This is a genomic window from Streptomyces sp. cg36 (assembly GCF_041080675.1).
Taxonomy (GTDB): Bacteria; Actinomycetota; Actinomycetes; order Streptomycetales; family Streptomycetaceae; genus Streptomyces.
In genome coordinates this window covers 1,348,557-1,366,410 of the sequence record NZ_CP163520.1, presented here as the reverse complement: position 1 = coordinate 1,366,410, position 17,854 = coordinate 1,348,557, and the positions used below count along the sequence as shown (strand labels likewise).

Here is a 17,854-nt window from a genome sequence, read left to right as displayed (position 1 = left end):
ATGGCGAAGCGAACCGTCCTGGTCGTCCTCTTCGAGGACCTCCAGAGCCTGGATGTCACCGGCCCGCTGGAGGTCTTCACGGGCGCCGGCCGGTGCGCGGGCACCGACGAGGGCTACCGGGTCAGCACCGCCAGCCTGGACGGCGGCCCGGTGCGCACCTCCAGCGGCCTCCTCCTCGTACCCGACCGCGCCCTGGCCGGTGCGCCCGACCCGCACACCCTGCTGGTGCCGGGCGGCACCGGCACCCGCGACCCGGACCCGCGCCTCGTCGACTGGCTGCGCGGCCACGGACCCCGCGCCGAGCGGCTGGTCTCCGTCTGCACCGGCGCCGGGCTCCTGGCGGACGCCGGACTGCTGGACGGGCGCCGGGCCACCACCCACTGGGCGTACTGCGACGAGCTGGCGCGCCGCCACCCGCGCGTCACCGTCGACCCCGACCCCATCTATGTGCGCGACGGGAACGTGGCCACCTCGGCGGGGGTGACCGCGGGCATCGACCTCGCGCTCGCCCTGGTAGAGGAGGACCTCGGCCGCGAGGTCGCGCTGACCGTCGCCCGCCATCTCGTCGTCTTCCTGCGCAGGCCCGGCAACCAGGCCCAGTTCAGCGCCCAACTGGCCGCCCAGAGCGCCCGGCGCGAGCCGTTGCGCGAGGTGCAGCGGTGGATCAGCGAGCACCCCGGCGACGACCTCTCGGTGGAGTCGCTGGCGGCCCGGGCCCGGCTCTCGCCGCGCCACTTCGCCCGCGCCTTCCAGGCCGAGACGGGCCTGCCGCCCGGCCGGTACGTCGAGCGCGTACGGATCGAACACGCCCGGCGGCTCCTGGAGGAGACCTCCGGCGGCGTCGCCGAGGTCTCCCGGGCGGCCGGCTACGGCACCCCCGAGGCCATGCGCCGCGCCTTCGTCAAGACCCTCGGGACCGCGCCCGCCGAATACCGGCGCCGGTTCCACCCGTCCCACTGACGCCCCCATCGACGCCCCACGAGAGGAACCCCGTGCAGATCGCCGTCCTGCTCTACGACCGCTTCACCTCCCTGGACGCCATCGGCCCGTACGAGACGCTCTGCCGGCTGCCCGGCGCGGAGACCGTCTTCGTCGCGGCGAAGGCCGGTCCCGTCGTCAACGACCGCGGCAGCCTCCACCTGGTCGCCGAGAAGAGCCTGGCCGAGGTGGCGCGCCCGGACATCGTGGTCGTCCCCGGCGGGCCCGGCACCCGGGAGCTGGTGCGCGACGAGGTCCTCACCGGCTGGCTGCGCGCGGTGGACGCCACCACGACGTGGACCACCTCGGTGTGCACCGGCTCGCTGCTGCTGGCGGGCGCCGGGCTGCTCACCGGGCGCCGCGCCACCACCCACTGGCTCGCCTACGACGAACTGGCCGCGCTCGGCGCCGAGCCGACCGGCGAGCGGGTGGTGACCGACGGCAAGTACGTCACCGCCGCCGGGGTCTCCTCCGGCATCGACATGGGCCTGACCCTGGTCGGCAGGCTGGCCGGGGACGAGTACGCGCAGTCGGTGCAGCTGCTGACCGAGTACGACCCGCAGCCGCCCTACGACGCGGGCGCCCCGCACAAGGCCCCGGCCGACCTGGTGGCGCGGCTGCGGTCCGGCAAGCACGAGATCATGAAGTAGTCCAGCCGAAGCGCGGGGCCCGGCGCTCCAGGAACGCGGCGACGCCCTCGGCGGTGTCGCCGCTGCCGAGCGCCTGCTCCCGCCAGTGCGCGTCCCGGTCGGTGCGGCCGTCGGCGAACTCCTTGGCCGCGGCCTGGGTCAGCTGGGAGCGCGCGGCCAGGACCCGGGTGAACTCGGCCACCCGCTTGTCCAGTTCGCCCACCGGCAGCACCTCGTCCACCAGCCCGGTCCGCAGCGCCCGCGCCGAGTCGATCAACTCGGCCGAGAACAGCAGGTACTTGGCGGTCGAGGGGCCCACCAGGGCGGTCAGGCGCCGGGTGGAGGAGGAGGCGTAGACGATGCCGAGCCGGGCCGGGGTGATCCCGAACGAGGCGCCCTCCTCCGCGAACCGCAGGTCGCAGGCGGCGGCCAGCTGGCAGCCGCCGCCCACGCAGTAGCCGCGCACGGCCGCCAGCGTGGGCTTGGGGAACGCCGCGAGCGCCTCCTCGGCCCGTACGGCCAGGGACTGCGGGTCGTCGTCGGAGCGGGGCGCGCGCAGCGAGGAGATGTCGGCGCCGGCGCAGAAGGTCGGCCCGGCGCCGGTGAGCACCAGGGCCCGTACGGCCGGGTCGGCGGCCAGTGCGTCGAGCAGCGGCGGCAGCTCCCGCCACATCCGCGCGGTCATCGCGTTGCGCTTGGCGGGGTTGCTGATGACGACGGTGGCCACCCCGTCGGCCACGGTGTGCTCCAGCTGCGGCTCCATGCGCCGGATGCTATCCGGGCGGACCGCTCCTATGATCGGGAGGGGGCGCCCGGCGAGGCCGTGAGGAGACGCTGATGGCAGCACCCGCAAGCGCGACCACCACCACACGTGAGGGCAGGAAGCTGCGCCGCAGTTTCGGACGGCTCACCCTCCTCGGCGCGATCCTCGCGCTGGCGGGCCTGGTCGGGCTCGTCTACACCGGGGTGGCGACCCTGACGACCATGCTCCTGTTCGGCTGGCTGCTGCTGGTCGGCGGTGTGGTCGGGCTGCTGCACGCCATCCAGTCGCGCGGCGCGAACTTCTTCTGGCTCGGCGTGGTCGTCGCCGCCCTGAACATCGCCGCCGGTGTGGTGGTCATCCGCCGCCCCGAGGGCTCGGCCGAGGCGCTGACCATGTTCGCCGCGCTGCTCTTCCTGACCGGCGGGGTGTTCCGGCTCGCGGGCAGCGTGGTGGTGCGCGGGCCGCAGATGGGCTGGACCCTGGTGCAGGGCGCCTTCGGCGTGCTGCTGGGGGTGCTGGTGCTGGCCAGCTGGCCGAGCAGCAGCCGGTACGTCATCGGCTGCTTCTTCTCGCTGGGGCTGCTCTTCGACGGGCTCGGCCTGATCGCGCTGGGCGTGGGCGGGCGGCGGATCGTCGGCCTGGTGGCGGAGGCAGAGACACCCCCGCAAGCCATGGCAAAGCCGTCAGAAAGCGATCAGAAGCACGTGTAGAAGAGGCGTCGGCGGAAGACTTCGATCAGAAGGCGTCGATACGCGCTGACTTCTGTTCAGCCACCCGGTCCGGACCATCCCACTCCCAACACTCGTCACCAAGAGCCTGACAGCCGACTGCGAGGGTGGGTGCCGGAACATGGAGATCCGCGGGAGCGTGCCACCCGACGCCGCGCCGGCCAGGCCGCTCCCGTACGAGGGCGTCTGGCGCTTCACCGCCCCCGCCGTCGACGCCTCGGTCCCGCAGGCCCGGCACGCCGTGCGCGACCTGCTGGACCGGCAGGGCGTGCCCATCCACGACGACCTGGTGCAGGGGCTGCTCCTGATCGTCTCCGAGCTGGTCACCAACGCCGTGAAGCACGCGGCCCTGCTCTCCCCGCAGGTCGCCGTGGAGGTGGCCGTGGGCGCCGAGTGGATCCGGGTCTCGGTGGAGGACAACCACCCGTACCGGCCGAAGGCGCTGGAGACCGACTACGGGCAGACCGGCGGGCGCGGGCTGCTGCTCGTCCGCGAGATCACCTGCGAGGCGGGCGGGGCGTGCGACGTGGAGCAGACGGCGAGCGGCGGCAAGATCATCTGGGTGGCGCTGCCGCTCGCCCCGGTGACCGGCGCGATCACCAGCCCGCGGCAGGCCCCGTGAGCTCGCGGACCGCGGGCCGGGCCGCGTCCATGACCGTCATGAACCAGGCGGAGAAGGTGGCCCGGTCGCGCAGCGCGGTCAGCTCCTGCGGCGAGACGAAGGCGGTCTCGTAGACCTCCTCCGGGTCCGGCTTCACCGGCGCCTGCACCAGGCCGACGAAGAGGTGGTTGTACTCCTGCTCCACCAGGCCCGACTCGGGGTCCGGGTGGTTGTAGCGCACGGTGCCCGCCTCGGCGAGCAGCGACGGCGAGATGCCCAGCTCCTCGTGGGTGCGCCGGGCCGCCGCCGCGAACGGGGACTCGCCGGGGTAGGGGTGCCCGCAGCAGGTGTTCGACCAGACGCCGGGGGAGTGGTACTTGCCGAGGGCGCGGCGCTGGAGCAGCAGCTTGCCCGACGGGTCGAAGAGGAAGACGGAGAAGGCCCGGTGCAGTCGGCCCGGGGCCTGGTGGGCGGAGAGCTTCTCCGCGGTGCCGATGGTATTGCCGCTCTCGTCGACCAGTTCGAGCAAGATCTCTTCGGTGGTCCCGTTCGACGAGCTGTTCGCCGTAGTGGCTGGTGTGGTCGGCATAACCATCCTTCGCTTCGGTCCTCGGCTGCCAAGTCTGCCGTACAAAAGCGGCGTCTTCGCACTGCGACGGGCGGCACGCGTCCGTAATGCGTCGGCCGCGCGAACCCGTCGAAGCATGGATCGTGCCCAGCCGCCCCGGCCGGCATTCATCGAACATGTGGGCGAGTGGCGTTTCCGGAAGGCGCCGTCCGGCGCCGCTCAGTGGCAGAGGCGGGCCTCGTGGGCCGCGTGTCCGCCGGGCTCCAGCTGGAAGGTGCAGTGCTCCACGTCGAAGTGGTCGCCCAGGCAGCCCTGGAGGTCGTGGAGCAGCTTCTCGTGGCCCGCCGGATCCAGCGCCTCCTGGTCGACCACCACATGCGCGGAGAGCACCGGCAACCCCGAGGTGATCGTCCAGGCGTGCAGGTCATGGACGTCCTCGACCCCGTCGAGCGCCACGATGTGGGCCCGCACCTCGGCCATGTCGACGCCCTTGGGCGCCGCCTCCAGGAGGACGTTCAGCGTCTCCCGCAGCAGCTTCACGGTCCTGGGGACGATCATGAGACCGATCACCAGCGAGGCGATCGGGTCGGCGGCCTGCCACCCGGTCGACAGGATGATCACGGCCGAAACCAGTACGGCCACCGAGCCCAGCGCGTCGGCCAGCACCTCCAAGAACGCGCCGCGCACGTTCAGGCTCTCCCGCTGGCCGCGGACCAGCAGCGAGAGCGAGACCATGTTGGCGACCAGACCGATCAGGCCGAAAACGATGGTCGTGGAGCCCGAGGTGTCGGCGGGCTCGACGAACCGCTGAACCGCCTCGTACAGGACATATCCGCCGACACCGAGCAGCAGCAGGCAGTTGGCGAGCGCCGCCAGGATCTCCGCGCGGGCGTAGCCGAACGTCCGGTTGTGACCGGCCGGGCGGTTGGCGAAGTGGATGGCGAGCAGCGCCATCGCGAGCCCCAGGGCGTCCGTCGCCATGTGCGCGGCGTCGGCGACCAGGGCCAGCGAGTCGGCCACCAGGCCGCCGACGATCTCGACCACCATCACGCCCAGCGTGATCCCGAGGGCCACCCGCAGCCGCCCCCGGTACGCCGCCGCGGCCGTCCCGGTGGGCGGCGGCCCGCCGTGGGTGTGTCCGTGGTCGTGCCCAGCGCCCATGGAAGGCCACCTCTCAGATTCCTGGCATAGGTGTGCGATCGGCGTACGAGGGGTCAGTGAACTACGGGTGGGGGGTATCGGGCAACACGGCACTGAACACCGTTGTCATCTGCTCTGACCTGTGGAAACGTCCATCCGGCCCGGACCGCGGGGGCGTCGCAGGTCAGAGCGCCGGACGGCTGTTCGCGGCGCACCGGGCGCCCGGTGCGCACAGCAGGGGGGCGGTTTGTGGGCCGCGCCCTTGATCGACGATGATGATCCACGCGGCCGGACCCCCTGCCGCAGGGCCCGATCGGGGCGTAAACGGGCAATGAACTCCCGGTTCCACGCATCCGATAGCCTCCCGATAGCCTCTGCCGACGTGCCGCCCGCCGCTTGTGCCGGGCCGGGCCGCCGGACATCCGCCATGTCAGCTCCAAGGAGTGAGTTCGTCTGTCGACCGCCATCCTGACCGGACTCCCGGTCCCCGGGTCGCAGCTCGGACCCGAGCTGCGCTCGCTGGGCTTCGACGTACGGTCCGCCCAGCGGCCCGAGGACCTGCCCGGCCTGCTCGCCGAGGTCCCGCACGGTGAGCGGGTCGCCCTGGTCGACCCGTCCTTCGTGGGCCACACCCACGCCCTGCGCCTCGCCCTGACCGACCCGCGCTTCCCGGCGGCGGCGGTCACCGGCGCCCTGACCGTCCAGGCGGAGGCCCGCCCCGCGCTCACGCGCGCGCTCGCGGACCTCGCCGGACCGCCCGCGCCGGCCGCCCCCGGCGCCTCGGTCGCGGTGAACGCCCCGGCCACCGGCACCGGCGTCCTCACCGACCGCGTCGCCGCCGCCCTGGCGGACACCGGCGTCGCCGTGCACCGCCCCGAGCTCGGCTCGCTGGTGGCCACCGTGCCCGCCGGGCCCGAGGCCGCCTTCGCCGCCCGCAGGGCCGTGGACGCGGTGGACGACGAGGCGGTGCGGCTGCGCACCGCGGTCAAGTCCCGCGACGGGTTCTTCACCACCTTCTGCATCAGCCCGTACTCGCGCTACCTCGCCCGCTGGTGCGCGCGCCGCGGCCTCACCCCCAACCAGGTCACCACCGCCTCGCTGCTCACCGCGCTGATCGCGGCCGGCTGCGCGGCGACCGGCACCCGGGGCGGCTTCGTCGCGGCGGGCGTGCTGCTGCTCTTCTCCTTCGTCCTGGACTGCACCGACGGGCAGCTCGCCCGCTACTCGCTGCAGTACTCGACGCTCGGCGCCTGGCTGGACGCGACCTTCGACCGGGCCAAGGAGTACGCGTACTACGCGGGCCTCGCCCTCGGCGCGGCCCGCGGCGGCGACGACGTGTGGGCGCTGGCGCTCGGCGCGATGGTCCTGCAGACCTGCCGCCACGTCGTCGACTTCTCGTTCAACGAGGCCAACCACGACGCCACCGCCAACACCAGCCCCACCGCCGCCCTCTCCGGCAAGCTCGACTCGGTCGGCTGGACGGTCTGGGTGCGCCGGATGATCGTGCTGCCGATCGGCGAGCGCTGGGCGATGATCGCGGTCCTGACCGCCGTCACCACCCCCCGCACCGTCTTCTACGCGCTCCTCGTCGGCTGCGCCTTCGCGGCGACCTACACCACGGCCGGGCGCGTGCTGCGCTCGCTCACCCGCCGCGCGACCCGCACCGACCGGGCCGCCCAGGCCCTGGCCGACCTGGCCGACAGCGGCCCGCTGGCGGAGCTCTTCGCCAAGGCCGCCCCGATCCGCAAGGGCGCCTGGACCGCCCCCGTGCTCGCCCTGCTGGGTGCGGCGGCGGTGGTGGCCGCGGCCCTCACCCAGGACCTCGACGGCCCTTACGTGATCGTCGCCGCGGCGCTGTACGCGGTGTTCGCCGGAGCCGCCGTGAGCCGCCCCCTCAAGGGCGCCCTCGACTGGCTGGTCCCGCCCTTCTTCCGGGCCGCCGAGTACTGCACGGTCCTGGTCCTCGCCGCCCGCTCCGAGGTGGACGGCGCCCTGCCCGCGGCCTTCGGGCTGGTGGCCGCGGTCGCCTACCATCACTACGACACGGTCTACCGCATCAAGGGGGGCTCGGGCGCGCCGCCGCGCTGGCTGGTGCGCCTGGCCGCGGGCCACGAGGGCCGCACGCTGGTGGTCGCGGCCCTGGTCGCCGCGCTCGCCGACCGCGGCACCGACCTCACCCGGGCGCTCACCGCCCTGGCGGTGGCCGTCGCGCTCCTGGTGGTCGTGGAGTCCATCCGCTTCTGGGTGTCCTCCGGAGCCCCCGCAGTACATGACGAAGGAGAACCCGCATGATCGGCCTCGTACTCGCAGCCGGTGCCGGACGGCGTCTGCGCCCCTACACCGACACGCTCCCGAAGGCCCTCGTGCCCGTCGACGGCGACACCACGATCCTGGACCTGACGCTGGGCAACTTCGCCGAGATCGGTCTCACCGAGGTCGCGATCATCGTCGGCTACCAGAAGGAGGCCGTCTACGAGCGCAAGGCGGCCCTTGAGGCGAAGTACGGCCTCAAGCTGACCCTGATCGACAACGACAAGGCCGAGGAGTGGAACAACGCCTACTCCCTGTGGTGCGGCCGTGACTCGATCAAGCACGACGTGATCCTCGCCAACGGCGACACCGTGCACCCGGTCTCCGTCGAGAAGACGCTGCTGGCCGCGCGCGGCGACGGCAAGAGGATCATCCTCGCCCTCGACACGGCGAAGAGCCTCGCCGACGAGGAGATGAAGGTCATCGTGGACGCCGAGAAGGGCGTCCAGAAGATCACCAAGCTGATGGACCCGGCGACGGCCACCGGTGAGTACATCGGCGTCACCCTCATCGAGGGCGAGGCGGCCGACGAGCTCGCCGACGCGCTGAAGACCACCTTCGAGCGCGACCCCGACCTCTACTACGAGGACGGCTACCAGGAGCTCGTCAACCGCGGCTTCAAGATCGACGTCGCGCCGATCGGCGAGGTCTCGTGGGTCGAGATCGACAACCACGACGACCTCGCGAAGGGCCGTGAGATCGCGTGCCAGTACTGACCCGGCTCATCCCGTCGCCGGTCGTCGTCGACATCAGCCGGGGCGCCCTCGACGACCTGGCGGGCCTCCTGGCCGACCAGCGGATCTCGGCCTCCGGCAAGCTGGCGATCGCGGTCAGCGGCGGCTCGGGCCAGGCGCTGAGCGAGAAGCTGGCGCCGGTGCTGCCGGGCGCCGACTGGTACCCGGTGGCCGACGGCACCATCGACTCCGCCGTGCAGCTGGCCGACGACATCAAGGGCAAGCGGTACGACGCGGTCGTCGGACTCGGCGGCGGCAAGATCATCGACGTGGCGAAGTACGCCGCGGCGCGGGTCGGGCTGCCCATGGTCGCGGTCGCCACCAACCTCTCGCACGACGGCATCTGCTCGCCGGTCTCCATCCTGGACAACGACAACGGGCGCGGCTCCTACGGCGTGCCCACGCCCATCGCGATGGTGATCGACCTCGACGTCATCCGCGAGGCACCGGTCCGGTTCGTCCGCTCGGGCATCGGCGACGTCATCTCCAACATCTCGGCGATCGCCGACTGGGAGCTGTCGCACCAGGTCAACGGCGAACCGGTGGACGGCCTGGCCGCCGCCATGGCCCGGACCGCCGGCGAGTCGGTGCTGCGCCACCCCGGCGGCGTGGGCGACGACGAGTTCCTCACCGTGCTGTCGGAGGCGCTGGTGCTCTCCGGCATCGCCATGTCGATCAGCGGTGACACCCGGCCGTCCTCGGGCGCCTGCCACGAGATCAGCCACGCCTTCGACCTGCTCCACCCCAAACGCTCCGCGCTCCACGGCGAGCAGGTCGGCCTCGGCGCCGCCTTCGCGATGCACCTGCGCGGCGCCGGCGAGCAGAGCGGCCTCTTCGCGGAGGTGCTGCGCCGGCACGGTCTGCCGGTCCTGCCCACCGAAATCGGCTTCTCCGCCGACGAGTTCGTCCGGGCCGTGGCCTACGCGCCGCAGACCCGGCCGGGCCGTTTCACGATCCTGGAACACCTCAACCTGTCCGCAGACCAGATCAAGGACGCTTACGCCGACTATGCAAAAGCCATCGGTAGCTGAACTCCGCCCGGTCGTCCACCCCCCGGGCGTCAAGGACCGGCGGAGCGGCGAGCACTGGGGCGGCCGGCTCTACATGCGCGAGGTCTCGCTGCGCGTCGACCGGCACCTGGTGACCACGCGGGTCACGCCCAACCAGCTGACCTATGTGATGACCGTCGCCGCGGCCTTCGCGGCCCCGGCCCTGCTGGTGCCCGGGATCTGGGGCGCCGTGCTCGGCGTGGTGATGGCGCAGGTCTATCTGCTCCTCGACTGCGTCGACGGCGAGGTCGCCCGCTGGAAGAAGCAGTACTCGATGGTCGGCGTCTACGTGGACCGGGTCGCGGCCTATGTGCTCGACGCCGCGGTCCTCGTCGGCTTCGGACTGCGCGCCGCCGACATCTGGGGCACCGGCCGCATCGACTGGCTGTGGGCCTTCCTGGGCACCCTGGCCGCCCTCGGAGCCGTACTGATCAAGTCCGAGACCGACCTCGTCGGCGTCGCCCGCCACCAGCAGGGCATGCCGCCGGTCAAGGAGACGGCGTCCGAGCCGCGCTCGTCCGGCATGGCGCTCGCCCGCCGGGCCGCCGGGGCGCTCAAGTTCCACCGCCTGGTCATGGGCATCGAGGCGACCCTGCTGATCCTGGTCATCGCGATCGTGGACCACGTCCGCGGCGACCTGTACTTCTCCCGGCTCGGCGTCGCGGTGCTCGCGGGCATCGCGCTGCTCCAGTCGGTACTGCACCTGGTGTCCATCCTCGCCTCCAGCAGGCTCAAGTGAGCGCCCCGACGAAGGTCGGCGCGGTCGTCATCACCATGGGCAACCGCCCCGAGGAGCTGCGCGCGCTGCTCGACTCGGTGGCCAAGCAGGACGGCGACCGGATCGAGGTCGTCGTGGTCGGCAACGGCGCCCCGGTCCCGGACGTCCCGGCGGGCGTGCGGACCGTGGAGCTGCCCGAGAACCTGGGCATCCCGGGCGGGCGCAACGTCGGCATCGAGGCGTTCGGCCCGTCCGGCGCCGAGATGGACGTCCTGCTCTTCCTGGACGACGACGGTCTGCTGCCCAGCCCCGACACGGCCGAGCTGTGCCGTCGGGCCTTCGCCGACGACCCGGAGCTCGGCATCATCAGCTTCCGGATCGCCGACCCGGAGACCGGTGTCACCCAGCGCCGCCACGTGCCGCGGCTGCGCGCCTCGGACCCGATGCGCTCCTCGCGCGTGACGACCTTCCTCGGCGGCGCCAACGCCGTGCGCACCAAGGTCCTCGCGGAGGTCGGCGGGCTGCCCGACGAGTTCTTCTACGCCCACGAGGAGACCGATCTGGCCTGGCGGGCGCTGGACGCCGGCTGGATGATCGACTACCGCGCGGACATGGTCCTGCACCACCCGACGACGGCCCCCTCCCGGCACGCGGTCTACCACCGGATGGTGGCCCGCAACCGGGTCTGGCTGGCCCGGCGGAACCTGCCGGCCCCGCTGGTCCCCGTCTACCTCGGGGTCTGGATGCTGCTCACGCTCGCCAGGAAGCCCTCCGGGCCCGCGCTCAAGGCGTGGTTCGGCGGCTTCAAGGAGGGCTGGACCACACCGTGCGGACCGCGGCGCCCCATGAAGTGGCGCACGGTCTGGCGGCTGACCCGGCTGGGCCGTCCGCCCGTCATCTGACACCCTCGGGTCCGGGCACCTCGGGTCCGGACCCTTCGGGCGCGGACCGTCGGGCCCCGCGCAATCGGGTCATCGGGCGAACTTCATTGAAAGCGAAAGTTTCCACTTGTGAGTGAGACAACTCTGTCCCCGGCGGACCTCGCCGCCAAGCACGGCCTGGCGGTGAGCGGCGCCCGGCCTGGGCTGTTCGAGTACTGCCGCCAGCTGTGGGGCCGGCGCCACTTCATCCTGTCGTTCTCGCAGGCGAAGCTGACCGCCCAGTACAGCCAGGCCAAGCTCGGCCAGATCTGGCAGGTGGCCACCCCGCTGCTCAACGCGCTGGTCTACTACTTCATCTTCGGCATCCTGATGAACGCCAAGCGCGGCATCGCCTCGGACGTCTACATCCCGTTCCTGGTGACCGGCGTGTTCGTCTTCACCTTCACCCAGAACTCGGTGATGGCGGGCGTCCGGGCGATCTCCGGCAACCTGGGCCTGGTGCGCGCGCTGCACTTCCCGCGCGCCTCGCTGCCGATCTCCTTCGCGCTCCAGCAGCTCCAGCAGCTGCTGTTCTCGATGATCGTGCTGGTGCTCGTGGTGGTCGCGTCGGGCACCAGGCCGATGGCGTCGTGGGCGCTGATGGTGCCGGTCCTGGCGCTCCAGTTCGTGTTCAACACCGGGCTGGCGATGATCATGGCCAGGCTCGGCAGCAAGACCCCGGACCTGGCCCAGCTGATGCCGTTCATCCTGCGCACCTGGATGTACGCCTCGGGCGTCATGTTCAGCATCAAGGTGGTCCTGCAGGGCAAGCCGCACTGGCTGGCGCAGGTCCTCCAGGTGAACCCCGCGGCCGTCTACATGGACCTGGCCCGGTTCGCCATGATCGACGGCTACGGTGCCCACAACCTGCCGCCGCACGTGTGGCTGGTGGCGGTCGGCTGGGCCGTCGTCGTGGGCGTCGCGGGCTTCGTGTACTTCTGGAAGGCAGAGGAGCAGTACGGCCGTGGCTGAGGACAACATCCGGATCGCCGACGAGAGCGGCGAGCGCATCCCCACCGTCATCGCCGACGACGTGCACATCGTGTACACGGTCAACGGCGCGGGCGGCGGCCGGGGCAGCGCCACCGCGGCGCTCAGCCGGATCGTGGGACGCGACAAGGGCGAGTCCCGGGGCATGCGGAAGGTGCACGCGGTCCGGGGCGTCTCGTTCACCGCGTACCGCGGCGAGGCGATCGGCCTGATCGGCACCAACGGCTCGGGCAAGTCCACCCTGCTGCGGGCCATCGCGGGGCTGCTGCCCCCGGCCAAGGGCCGGGTGTACACCAACGGCCAGCCGTCGCTGCTCGGCGTCAACGCCGCGCTGATGAACGAGCTGACCGGCGAGCGCAACGTGATCCTGGGCGGCCTGGCCATGGGCATGTCGCGCGAGGAGGTCAAGGAGCGGTACGAGGAGATCGTCGACTTCTCCGGCATCAACGAGAAGGGCGACTTCATCACCCTGCCGATGCGCACGTACTCCTCGGGCATGGCGGCCCGGCTGCGGTTCTCCATCGCCGCGGCCAAGGACCACGACGTGCTGATGATCGACGAGGCGCTGGCCACCGGTGACCGGAAGTTCCAGATCCGCTCCGAGGAGCGCATCCGCGAGCTGCGCAAGCACGCGGGCACGGTCTTCCTGGTCAGCCACAGCATCGGCTCCATCCGGGACACCTGCAACCGGGTGCTCTGGCTGGAGCGCGGCGAGCTCCTGATGGACGGCCCCACCGACGAGGTCGTCAAGGCGTACCAGAAGGAAACCGGCCGCTGACAGCCGGTCACCGTGCGAAAGATCACGAATGCCCCCGCCGGGCAACCCGGGCGGGGGCATTCGCGTCCTCGGGGGCGGCCCGGGACGCGGCCGTGAATGTCAAGGCTCCGTCAAGTCGCCTGCGCCGGGGGAAGGTTGGCGCGGATTGAAGTGTTCTTGTAATGCGCTCAACACCCCGACGTGTTGTCAGGCGTTGTACAACGTAAGCTGTACCGGTGTTGATCGTGACGGACGGGCGGGACCGCCCCGGGCGCCTCCCGAGGGAGCCGTCGCCCACTCGGGAGGTCCGGCGGCGTGTCCGAAATAGGGTCTTTTGGGTCGGCGGTGTAGAACGGGAGATGTGACGGCCATGGCTACGGGAAATCTCCAGCTGCGAGAGACTTCCGCCGTTCCCGTACCGGGCGGCCCTCGGTGACGGACGTCCGGGACGTGCGCACCGACCCCCCTTCGCGCACCACGCTCGACAAGGCCACGCAGGAGAACTTCCCGGTGGCCCCCTTCTTTCTGCCGCGCGCCTGGCGCGCGGACCTGATGGCGGTGTACGGCTACGCCCGCCTGGTCGACGACATCGGCGACGGCGACCTGGCCCCCGGCGGCGCGGACGCCCGCCACCTCGGTGTGAGCGGGGCCGACGCGGACGACCGGCTGGTCATGCTGGACGCCTTCGAGGCGGATCTGCGCCGCGTCTTCGACGCCACCCCGCACCACCCGCTGCTCCGGGCCCTGCAGCCGACCGTGCGCCGCCACTCGATCGGCCCCGAGCCGTTCCTCGGGCTGATCGCGGCGAACCGGCAGGACCAGCGGGTCAGGCGGTACGAGACCTATGAGGACCTGGTCGCCTACTGCGAACTCTCGGCCAATCCGGTGGGCCGCCTGGTCCTGGCGATCACCGGCACCGAGAGCCCCGAGCGCGTCCGGCGCTCCGACGCCGTGTGCACGGCCCTCCAGATCGTCGAGCACCTCCAGGACGTCGCCGAGGACCTCGCCCGGGACCGGATCTACCTGCCCGCCGAGGACATGCGGCGGTTCCAGGTCACGGAGGCCGACCTGGCCGCCGAGCACGCGGGCGCGTCCGTGCGCGCCCTGGTCGCGTTCGAAGCGGAACGCGCCGGACAGTTGCTGAATGAAGGCACCTCCCTGGTGGGTAGCGTCCACGGCAGACTCAAGCTGTTGCTGGCCGGATTCGTGGCCGGGGGGTGCGCCGCGCTGGACGCGGTGGCGGCTGCCGGCCACGACGTACTCCCTGGACCGCCGAAGCCCGCCAAGTCCAGTCTGCTGCGCGAAGTGGGAGCCGTGTTGCGCAGAGCGCGTAGAGAGGGGTGAGCCGGACCGTGGAACCACACGCACACGTGTCCGCGCCGGTGCAGGCCGCGTACAGCTACTGCGAGGCCGTGACCGGACAGCAGGCGCGCAATTTCGCGTACGGCATTCGGCTGCTGCCGACCGACAAGCGCCAGGCGATGTCCGCGCTCTACGCGTTCTCGCGGCGCGTCGACGACATCGGCGACGGCTCGCTGGCCGCCGAGGTGAAGAAGGAGCGCCTGGAGGAGACCCGGGCGCTGCTCGCCCGGATCGCCGGGGGCGGGGTCGAGGAGGACGACACCGACCCGGTCGCGGTGGCGCTCGCGGACGCGGCGCGCCGCTTCCCGATCCCGCTGGACGGGCTCCACGAGCTCATCGACGGCGTCCTGATGGACGTGCACGGCGAGACCTACGAGACCTGGGACGACCTGAAGGTCTACTGCCGGTGTGTCGCCGGTGCGATCGGCCGGCTCTCGCTGGGCGTGTTCGGTACACAACCGGGCGCACCGGGCGCCGAGCGCGCCGCGGAGTACGCCGACACGCTGGGCCTCGCCCTCCAACTCACCAACATCCTGCGCGACGTTCGCGAGGACGCGGGCAACGGGCGCACCTATCTGCCCGCCGACGACCTGGCGAAGTTCGGCTGCGCGGCGGGGTTCCACACCCCGGTGCCGCCGCCCGGCTCCGACTTCGCGGGCCTGGTCCACTTCGAGGTGCGGCGCGCCCGGGCCCTGTTCGCCGAGGGCTACCGGCTGCTGCCCATGCTCGACCGGCGCAGTGGCGCCTGCGTCGCCGCGATGGCCGGAATCTATCGCCGGCTGCTCGACCGCATCGAGCGCGACCCCGAGGCCGTGCTGCGCGGCCGGGTCTCGCTGCCCGGCCGGGAGAAGGCGTACGTGGCGGTACGCGGACTGTCCGGGCTCGACACCCGCACCGTCTCCCGGCAGACCGCCAAGAGGCGCGCCTGATGGCCCATGGGCACCTGGACGTGCGGCCGAGAAGCATTACGCCCCCGCCGTGTGCAACCCCCGCTCCGGCCGGGGCGTCCCTGACTGCGACGGCCGGGCGTGCGCACGACACCGGCACGGCCGGAGGGGAGGGCGCATGACGACCCCGCAGGCCGAACACGCGGTGGTGGTCGGCGGCGGCCTCGCCGGGATCACCACCGCCCTCGAACTGGCCGACGCCGGACTCGGCGTCACCCTGGTCGAGGGCCGCCCGCGCCTGGGCGGACTCGCCTTCTCCTTCCGGCGCGGCGAACTCGACGTCGACAACGGCCAGCACGTCTACCTGCGCTGCTGCACCGCCTACCGGTGGTTCCTCGACCGGGTCGGGGGCGCCCACCTGGCGCCGCTGCAGCGCCGCCTCGACGTGCCCGTCCTGGACGTCGCCCACCCCCGCGGGCCCCGGCTCGGCCGACTGCGCCGATCGGCCCTGCCCGTACCGCTCCACCTGGCCCGCAGCCTGGCGACCTATCCGCACCTCTCGCTCGCCGAGCGCTCCTCGGTCGGGCGCGCCGCACTCGCGCTCAAGCGGCTCGACCCGGCCGACCCGGCGCTCGACGGCATCGACTTCGCCACCTGGCTCGGCCGCCACGGCCAGTCCGACCGCACCGTCGAGGCGCTGTGGGACCTGGTCGGCGTGGCGACCCTGAACGCGACGGCCCCGCACGCCTCGCTGGGGCTCGCCGCCATGGTCTTCAAGACCGGCCTGCTCTCCGAGCCGGGCGCCGCCGACATCGGCTGGGCGCACGTCCCGCTGGGCGAGCTCCACGACACGCTGGCCCGCAAGGCACTGGCCGCGGCCGGAGTGCGGGTGCTGACCCGCACCAAGGTCGGCGAGCTGTCCCGGACCGAGAGCGGCGGCTGGCGCATCGAGGCCGGCGGCGACACGCTGGACGCCGACGCCGTGGTCCTCGCCGTGCCGCAGCGCGAGGCGTACGACCTGCTGCCGCAGGGCGCGCTGGACGACCCCGGCAAGCTGCTCGACATCGGCACCGCGCCGATCCTCAACCTCCATGTCGTCTACGACCGCAAGGTGCTGCGGCAGCCGTTCTTCGCCGCGCTCGGCAGCCCCGTGCAGTGGGTCTTCGACCGCACCGAGTCCTCCGGGCTCACCGGCGGCGGCCAGTACCTGGCGGTGTCCCAGTCGGCCGCCCAGGACGAGATCGACGAGCCGGTCGCCGCGCTGCGCGCCCGCTACCTGCCCGAGCTCGAACGGCTGCTGCCCGCCGCGCGCGGCGCGGGCGTGCGGGACTTCTTCGTGACCCGGGAGCGGACAGCGACGTTCGCCCCCACCCCCGGCGTGGGACGGCTGCGGCCGGCCGCGCGCACCAATGCGCCCGGGCTGTACCTGGCGGGCGCGTGGACCGCCACCGGCTGGCCCGCGACGATGGAGAGCGCCGTACGCAGCGGGTTCAGCGCCGCGGGCGCGGCCCTCTCCCTGCTCGGCCGGTCCCACGTCCATCCGCTTCAGGAGGCGGCATGACCGTTAGCAGCACTGGAACTAGAGGAGAGACCGTGCCGACTGTGCCTTCGGCGAACTCGGCTGTCGACACCGTGGACGTCGCCGCCCTTCTGGAGCGCGGGCGGACGCTGTCCACGCCGGTGCTGCGCACGGCCGTGGACCGGCTCGCGGCCCCCATGGACACCGTCGCCGCCTACCACTTCGGATGGATCGACGCCCAGGGCAACCCGGCGGACGGCGACGGCGGCAAGGCCGTGCGCCCCGCGCTCGCGCTGCTGTCCGCCGAGGCGGCCGGGGCCCGGCCCGAGGTCGGCGTGCCCGGCGCGGTCGCGGTCGAGCTGGTGCACAACTTCTCCCTGCTCCACGACGACCTGATGGACGGCGACGAGCAGCGCCGCCACCGCGACACGGTGTGGAAGGTGCACGGCCCGGCGCAGGCGATCCTCGTCGGCGACGCGCTCTTCGCGCTGGCCAACGAGGTCCTGCTGGAGCTCGGCACGGTCGAGGCCGGGCGCGCCACGCGCCGGCTGACCACCGCCACCCGCAAGCTCATCGACGGCCAGGCCCAGGACATCAGCTACGAGCACCGCGAGCGGGTCACCGTCGAGGAGTGCCTGGAGATGGAGGGCAACAAGACGGGCGCCCTGCTCGCCTGCGCCTGCTCCATCGGCGCGGTGCTCGGCGGCGCCGACGACCGCACGGCCGACACGCTGGAGGCGTACGGCTACCACCTCGGCCTCGCCTTCCAAGCCGTCGACGACCTGCTCGGCATCTGGGGCGACCCGGAGGCCACGGGCAAGCAGACCTGGAGCGATCTGCGCCAGCGCAAGAAGTCCCTGCCGGTGGTCGCCGCGCTGGCGGCGGGCGGCCCGGCCTCGGAGCGGCTGGGCGAACTGCTCGCCGCCGACGCGAAGAGCAATGACTTCGACAGCTTCTCCGAGCAGGAGTTCGCCACCCGGGCGGCGCTGATCGAGGAGGCGGGCGGCCGGGAGTGGACCTCCCAGGAGGCCCGCAGGCAGCACGCGGTGGCCATCGAGGCGCTCAGCGCCGTCGACATGCCGGAACGGGTGCGGGCGCAGCTCGTCGCGCTCGCCGACTTCGTCGTCGTACGAAAGAGATGATCGCCATTCCCCGATGACACGACGTCGCCGGAGCGGGCCCGTGAGGCCGGGCCGCGTCC

18 protein-coding genes are annotated in these 17,854 nt (G+C 72.5%); 15 read left to right on the top strand and 3 right to left on the bottom strand.

The genetic code is table 11. The features are described 5' to 3' along the window. Positions 1-960, top strand: coding sequence for a GlxA family transcriptional regulator (locus tag AB5J87_RS06120; RefSeq protein ID WP_369374783.1), 960 nt, complete (start codon positions 1-3; stop codon positions 958-960). A 32-nt stretch (positions 961-992) separates the two neighbouring features. Then, positions 993-1,628: a DJ-1/PfpI family protein gene (locus tag AB5J87_RS06115; protein WP_369374780.1), complete on the top strand. Its 636-nt coding sequence runs from the start codon at positions 993-995 to the stop codon at positions 1,626-1,628. Here AB5J87_RS06115 and AB5J87_RS06110 read toward each other — a convergent pair. Continuing rightward, the gene (locus AB5J87_RS06110) at positions 1,618-2,370 is read right to left on the bottom strand and encodes an enoyl-CoA hydratase/isomerase family protein (protein ID WP_369374778.1); all 753 of its coding nucleotides are present in this window, start codon (positions 2,368-2,370) and stop codon (positions 1,618-1,620) included. The genes AB5J87_RS06115 and AB5J87_RS06110 overlap by 11 nt on opposite strands. A 74-nt stretch (positions 2,371-2,444) precedes the next feature. Here AB5J87_RS06110 and AB5J87_RS06105 point away from each other — a divergent pair, with 74 nt between their 5' ends. Further along, on the top strand, positions 2,445-3,080 hold the full coding sequence (locus tag AB5J87_RS06105; protein WP_369374776.1) for an HdeD family acid-resistance protein: 636 nt from the start codon (positions 2,445-2,447) through the stop codon (positions 3,078-3,080). 139 nt (positions 3,081-3,219) lie between these two features. After that, positions 3,220-3,720 carry an ATP-binding protein gene (locus AB5J87_RS06100; protein ID WP_369374774.1) on the top strand — a complete coding sequence of 167 codons (501 nt, stop codon included), beginning with the start codon at positions 3,220-3,222 and terminating at the stop codon, positions 3,718-3,720. Here AB5J87_RS06100 and idi read toward each other — a convergent pair. After that, a complete protein-coding gene (gene idi / locus AB5J87_RS06095) occupies positions 3,695-4,288 on the bottom strand; it encodes an isopentenyl-diphosphate Delta-isomerase (protein WP_369374771.1) in 594 nt (197 codons plus the stop codon). The two genes, AB5J87_RS06100 and idi, sit on opposite strands and share 26 nt — an antisense overlap. 198 nt (positions 4,289-4,486) lie before the next feature. Further along, positions 4,487-5,428, bottom strand: a complete 942-nt coding sequence (locus AB5J87_RS06090; RefSeq protein ID WP_369374769.1) for a cation diffusion facilitator family transporter — start codon at positions 5,426-5,428, stop codon at positions 4,487-4,489. 432 nt (positions 5,429-5,860) lie between these two features. Here AB5J87_RS06090 and AB5J87_RS06085 point away from each other — a divergent pair, with 432 nt between their 5' ends. The 11 genes from AB5J87_RS06085 to AB5J87_RS06035 all read left to right on the top strand — a co-directional run bounded on the left by AB5J87_RS06085 (position 5,861) and on the right by AB5J87_RS06035 (position 17,795). Beyond that, positions 5,861-7,699 (top strand): DUF5941 domain-containing protein, encoded by a 1,839-nt coding sequence (locus AB5J87_RS06085; protein WP_369383369.1) that lies wholly within the window; start codon positions 5,861-5,863, stop codon positions 7,697-7,699. Then, the gene (locus tag AB5J87_RS06080; protein ID WP_369374767.1) at positions 7,696-8,433 is read left to right on the top strand and encodes a sugar phosphate nucleotidyltransferase; all 738 of its coding nucleotides are present in this window, start codon (positions 7,696-7,698) and stop codon (positions 8,431-8,433) included. The genes AB5J87_RS06085 and AB5J87_RS06080 overlap by 4 nt, the downstream gene beginning before the upstream one ends. Next, positions 8,421-9,482 carry an iron-containing alcohol dehydrogenase family protein gene (locus tag AB5J87_RS06075; RefSeq protein WP_369374764.1) on the top strand — a complete coding sequence of 354 codons (1,062 nt, stop codon included), beginning with the start codon at positions 8,421-8,423 and terminating at the stop codon, positions 9,480-9,482. Before AB5J87_RS06080 ends, AB5J87_RS06075 begins: the two co-directional genes overlap by 13 nt. Further along, complete coding sequence (locus tag AB5J87_RS06070; RefSeq protein ID WP_369374762.1) at positions 9,460-10,239, top strand: CDP-alcohol phosphatidyltransferase family protein; 780 nt, start codon at positions 9,460-9,462, stop codon at positions 10,237-10,239. Before AB5J87_RS06075 ends, AB5J87_RS06070 begins: the two co-directional genes overlap by 23 nt. Further along, positions 10,236-11,120 carry a glycosyltransferase family 2 protein gene (locus tag AB5J87_RS06065; protein WP_369374760.1) on the top strand — a complete coding sequence of 295 codons (885 nt, stop codon included), beginning with the start codon at positions 10,236-10,238 and terminating at the stop codon, positions 11,118-11,120. The genes AB5J87_RS06070 and AB5J87_RS06065 overlap by 4 nt, the downstream gene beginning before the upstream one ends. A gap of 108 nt (positions 11,121-11,228) precedes the next feature. Then, positions 11,229-12,110 (top strand): ABC transporter permease, encoded by an 882-nt coding sequence (locus AB5J87_RS06060; RefSeq protein ID WP_369374758.1) that lies wholly within the window; start codon positions 11,229-11,231, stop codon positions 12,108-12,110. A 13-nt stretch (positions 12,111-12,123) separates the two neighbouring features. Then, complete coding sequence (locus tag AB5J87_RS06055; RefSeq protein ID WP_369383367.1) at positions 12,124-12,906, top strand: ABC transporter ATP-binding protein; 783 nt, start codon at positions 12,124-12,126, stop codon at positions 12,904-12,906. 429 nt (positions 12,907-13,335) lie between these two features. Further along, positions 13,336-14,229: a squalene synthase HpnC gene (gene hpnC / locus AB5J87_RS06050; protein WP_369374756.1), complete on the top strand. Its 894-nt coding sequence runs from the start codon at positions 13,336-13,338 to the stop codon at positions 14,227-14,229. Next, positions 14,226-15,176 (top strand): presqualene diphosphate synthase HpnD, encoded by a 951-nt coding sequence (hpnD, locus tag AB5J87_RS06045; protein ID WP_369374754.1) that lies wholly within the window; start codon positions 14,226-14,228, stop codon positions 15,174-15,176. The genes hpnC and hpnD overlap by 4 nt, the downstream gene beginning before the upstream one ends. 136 nt (positions 15,177-15,312) lie before the next feature. Next, positions 15,313-16,695, top strand: coding sequence for a hydroxysqualene dehydroxylase HpnE (gene hpnE / locus AB5J87_RS06040; protein WP_369374752.1), 1,383 nt, complete (start codon positions 15,313-15,315; stop codon positions 16,693-16,695). Beyond that, positions 16,692-17,795: a polyprenyl synthetase family protein gene (locus AB5J87_RS06035; RefSeq protein ID WP_369374750.1), complete on the top strand. Its 1,104-nt coding sequence runs from the start codon at positions 16,692-16,694 to the stop codon at positions 17,793-17,795. The genes hpnE and AB5J87_RS06035 overlap by 4 nt, the downstream gene beginning before the upstream one ends. Positions 17,796-17,854 lie beyond the last annotated feature (59 nt).

Coding starts and splice junctions, on each gene's coding strand:
- AB5J87_RS06100 (WP_369374774.1), top strand. CDS start 3,220: ATGGAGATCCGCGGGAGCGTGCCACCCGACGCCGCGCCGGCCAGGCCG.
- AB5J87_RS06070 (WP_369374762.1), top strand. CDS start 9,460: ATGCAAAAGCCATCGGTAGCTGAACTCCGCCCGGTCGTCCACCCCCCG.
- AB5J87_RS06105 (WP_369374776.1), top strand. CDS start 2,445: ATGGCAGCACCCGCAAGCGCGACCACCACCACACGTGAGGGCAGGAAG.
- hpnE (WP_369374752.1), top strand. CDS start 15,313: ATGACGACCCCGCAGGCCGAACACGCGGTGGTGGTCGGCGGCGGCCTC.
- AB5J87_RS06035 (WP_369374750.1), top strand. CDS start 16,692: ATGACCGTTAGCAGCACTGGAACTAGAGGAGAGACCGTGCCGACTGTG.
- idi (WP_369374771.1), bottom strand. CDS start 4,288: ATGCCGACCACACCAGCCACTACGGCGAACAGCTCGTCGAACGGGACC.
- AB5J87_RS06120 (WP_369374783.1), top strand. CDS start 1: ATGGCGAAGCGAACCGTCCTGGTCGTCCTCTTCGAGGACCTCCAGAGC.
- AB5J87_RS06080 (WP_369374767.1), top strand. CDS start 7,696: ATGATCGGCCTCGTACTCGCAGCCGGTGCCGGACGGCGTCTGCGCCCC.
- AB5J87_RS06090 (WP_369374769.1), bottom strand. CDS start 5,428: ATGGGCGCTGGGCACGACCACGGACACACCCACGGCGGGCCGCCGCCC.
- AB5J87_RS06110 (WP_369374778.1), bottom strand. CDS start 2,370: ATGGAGCCGCAGCTGGAGCACACCGTGGCCGACGGGGTGGCCACCGTC.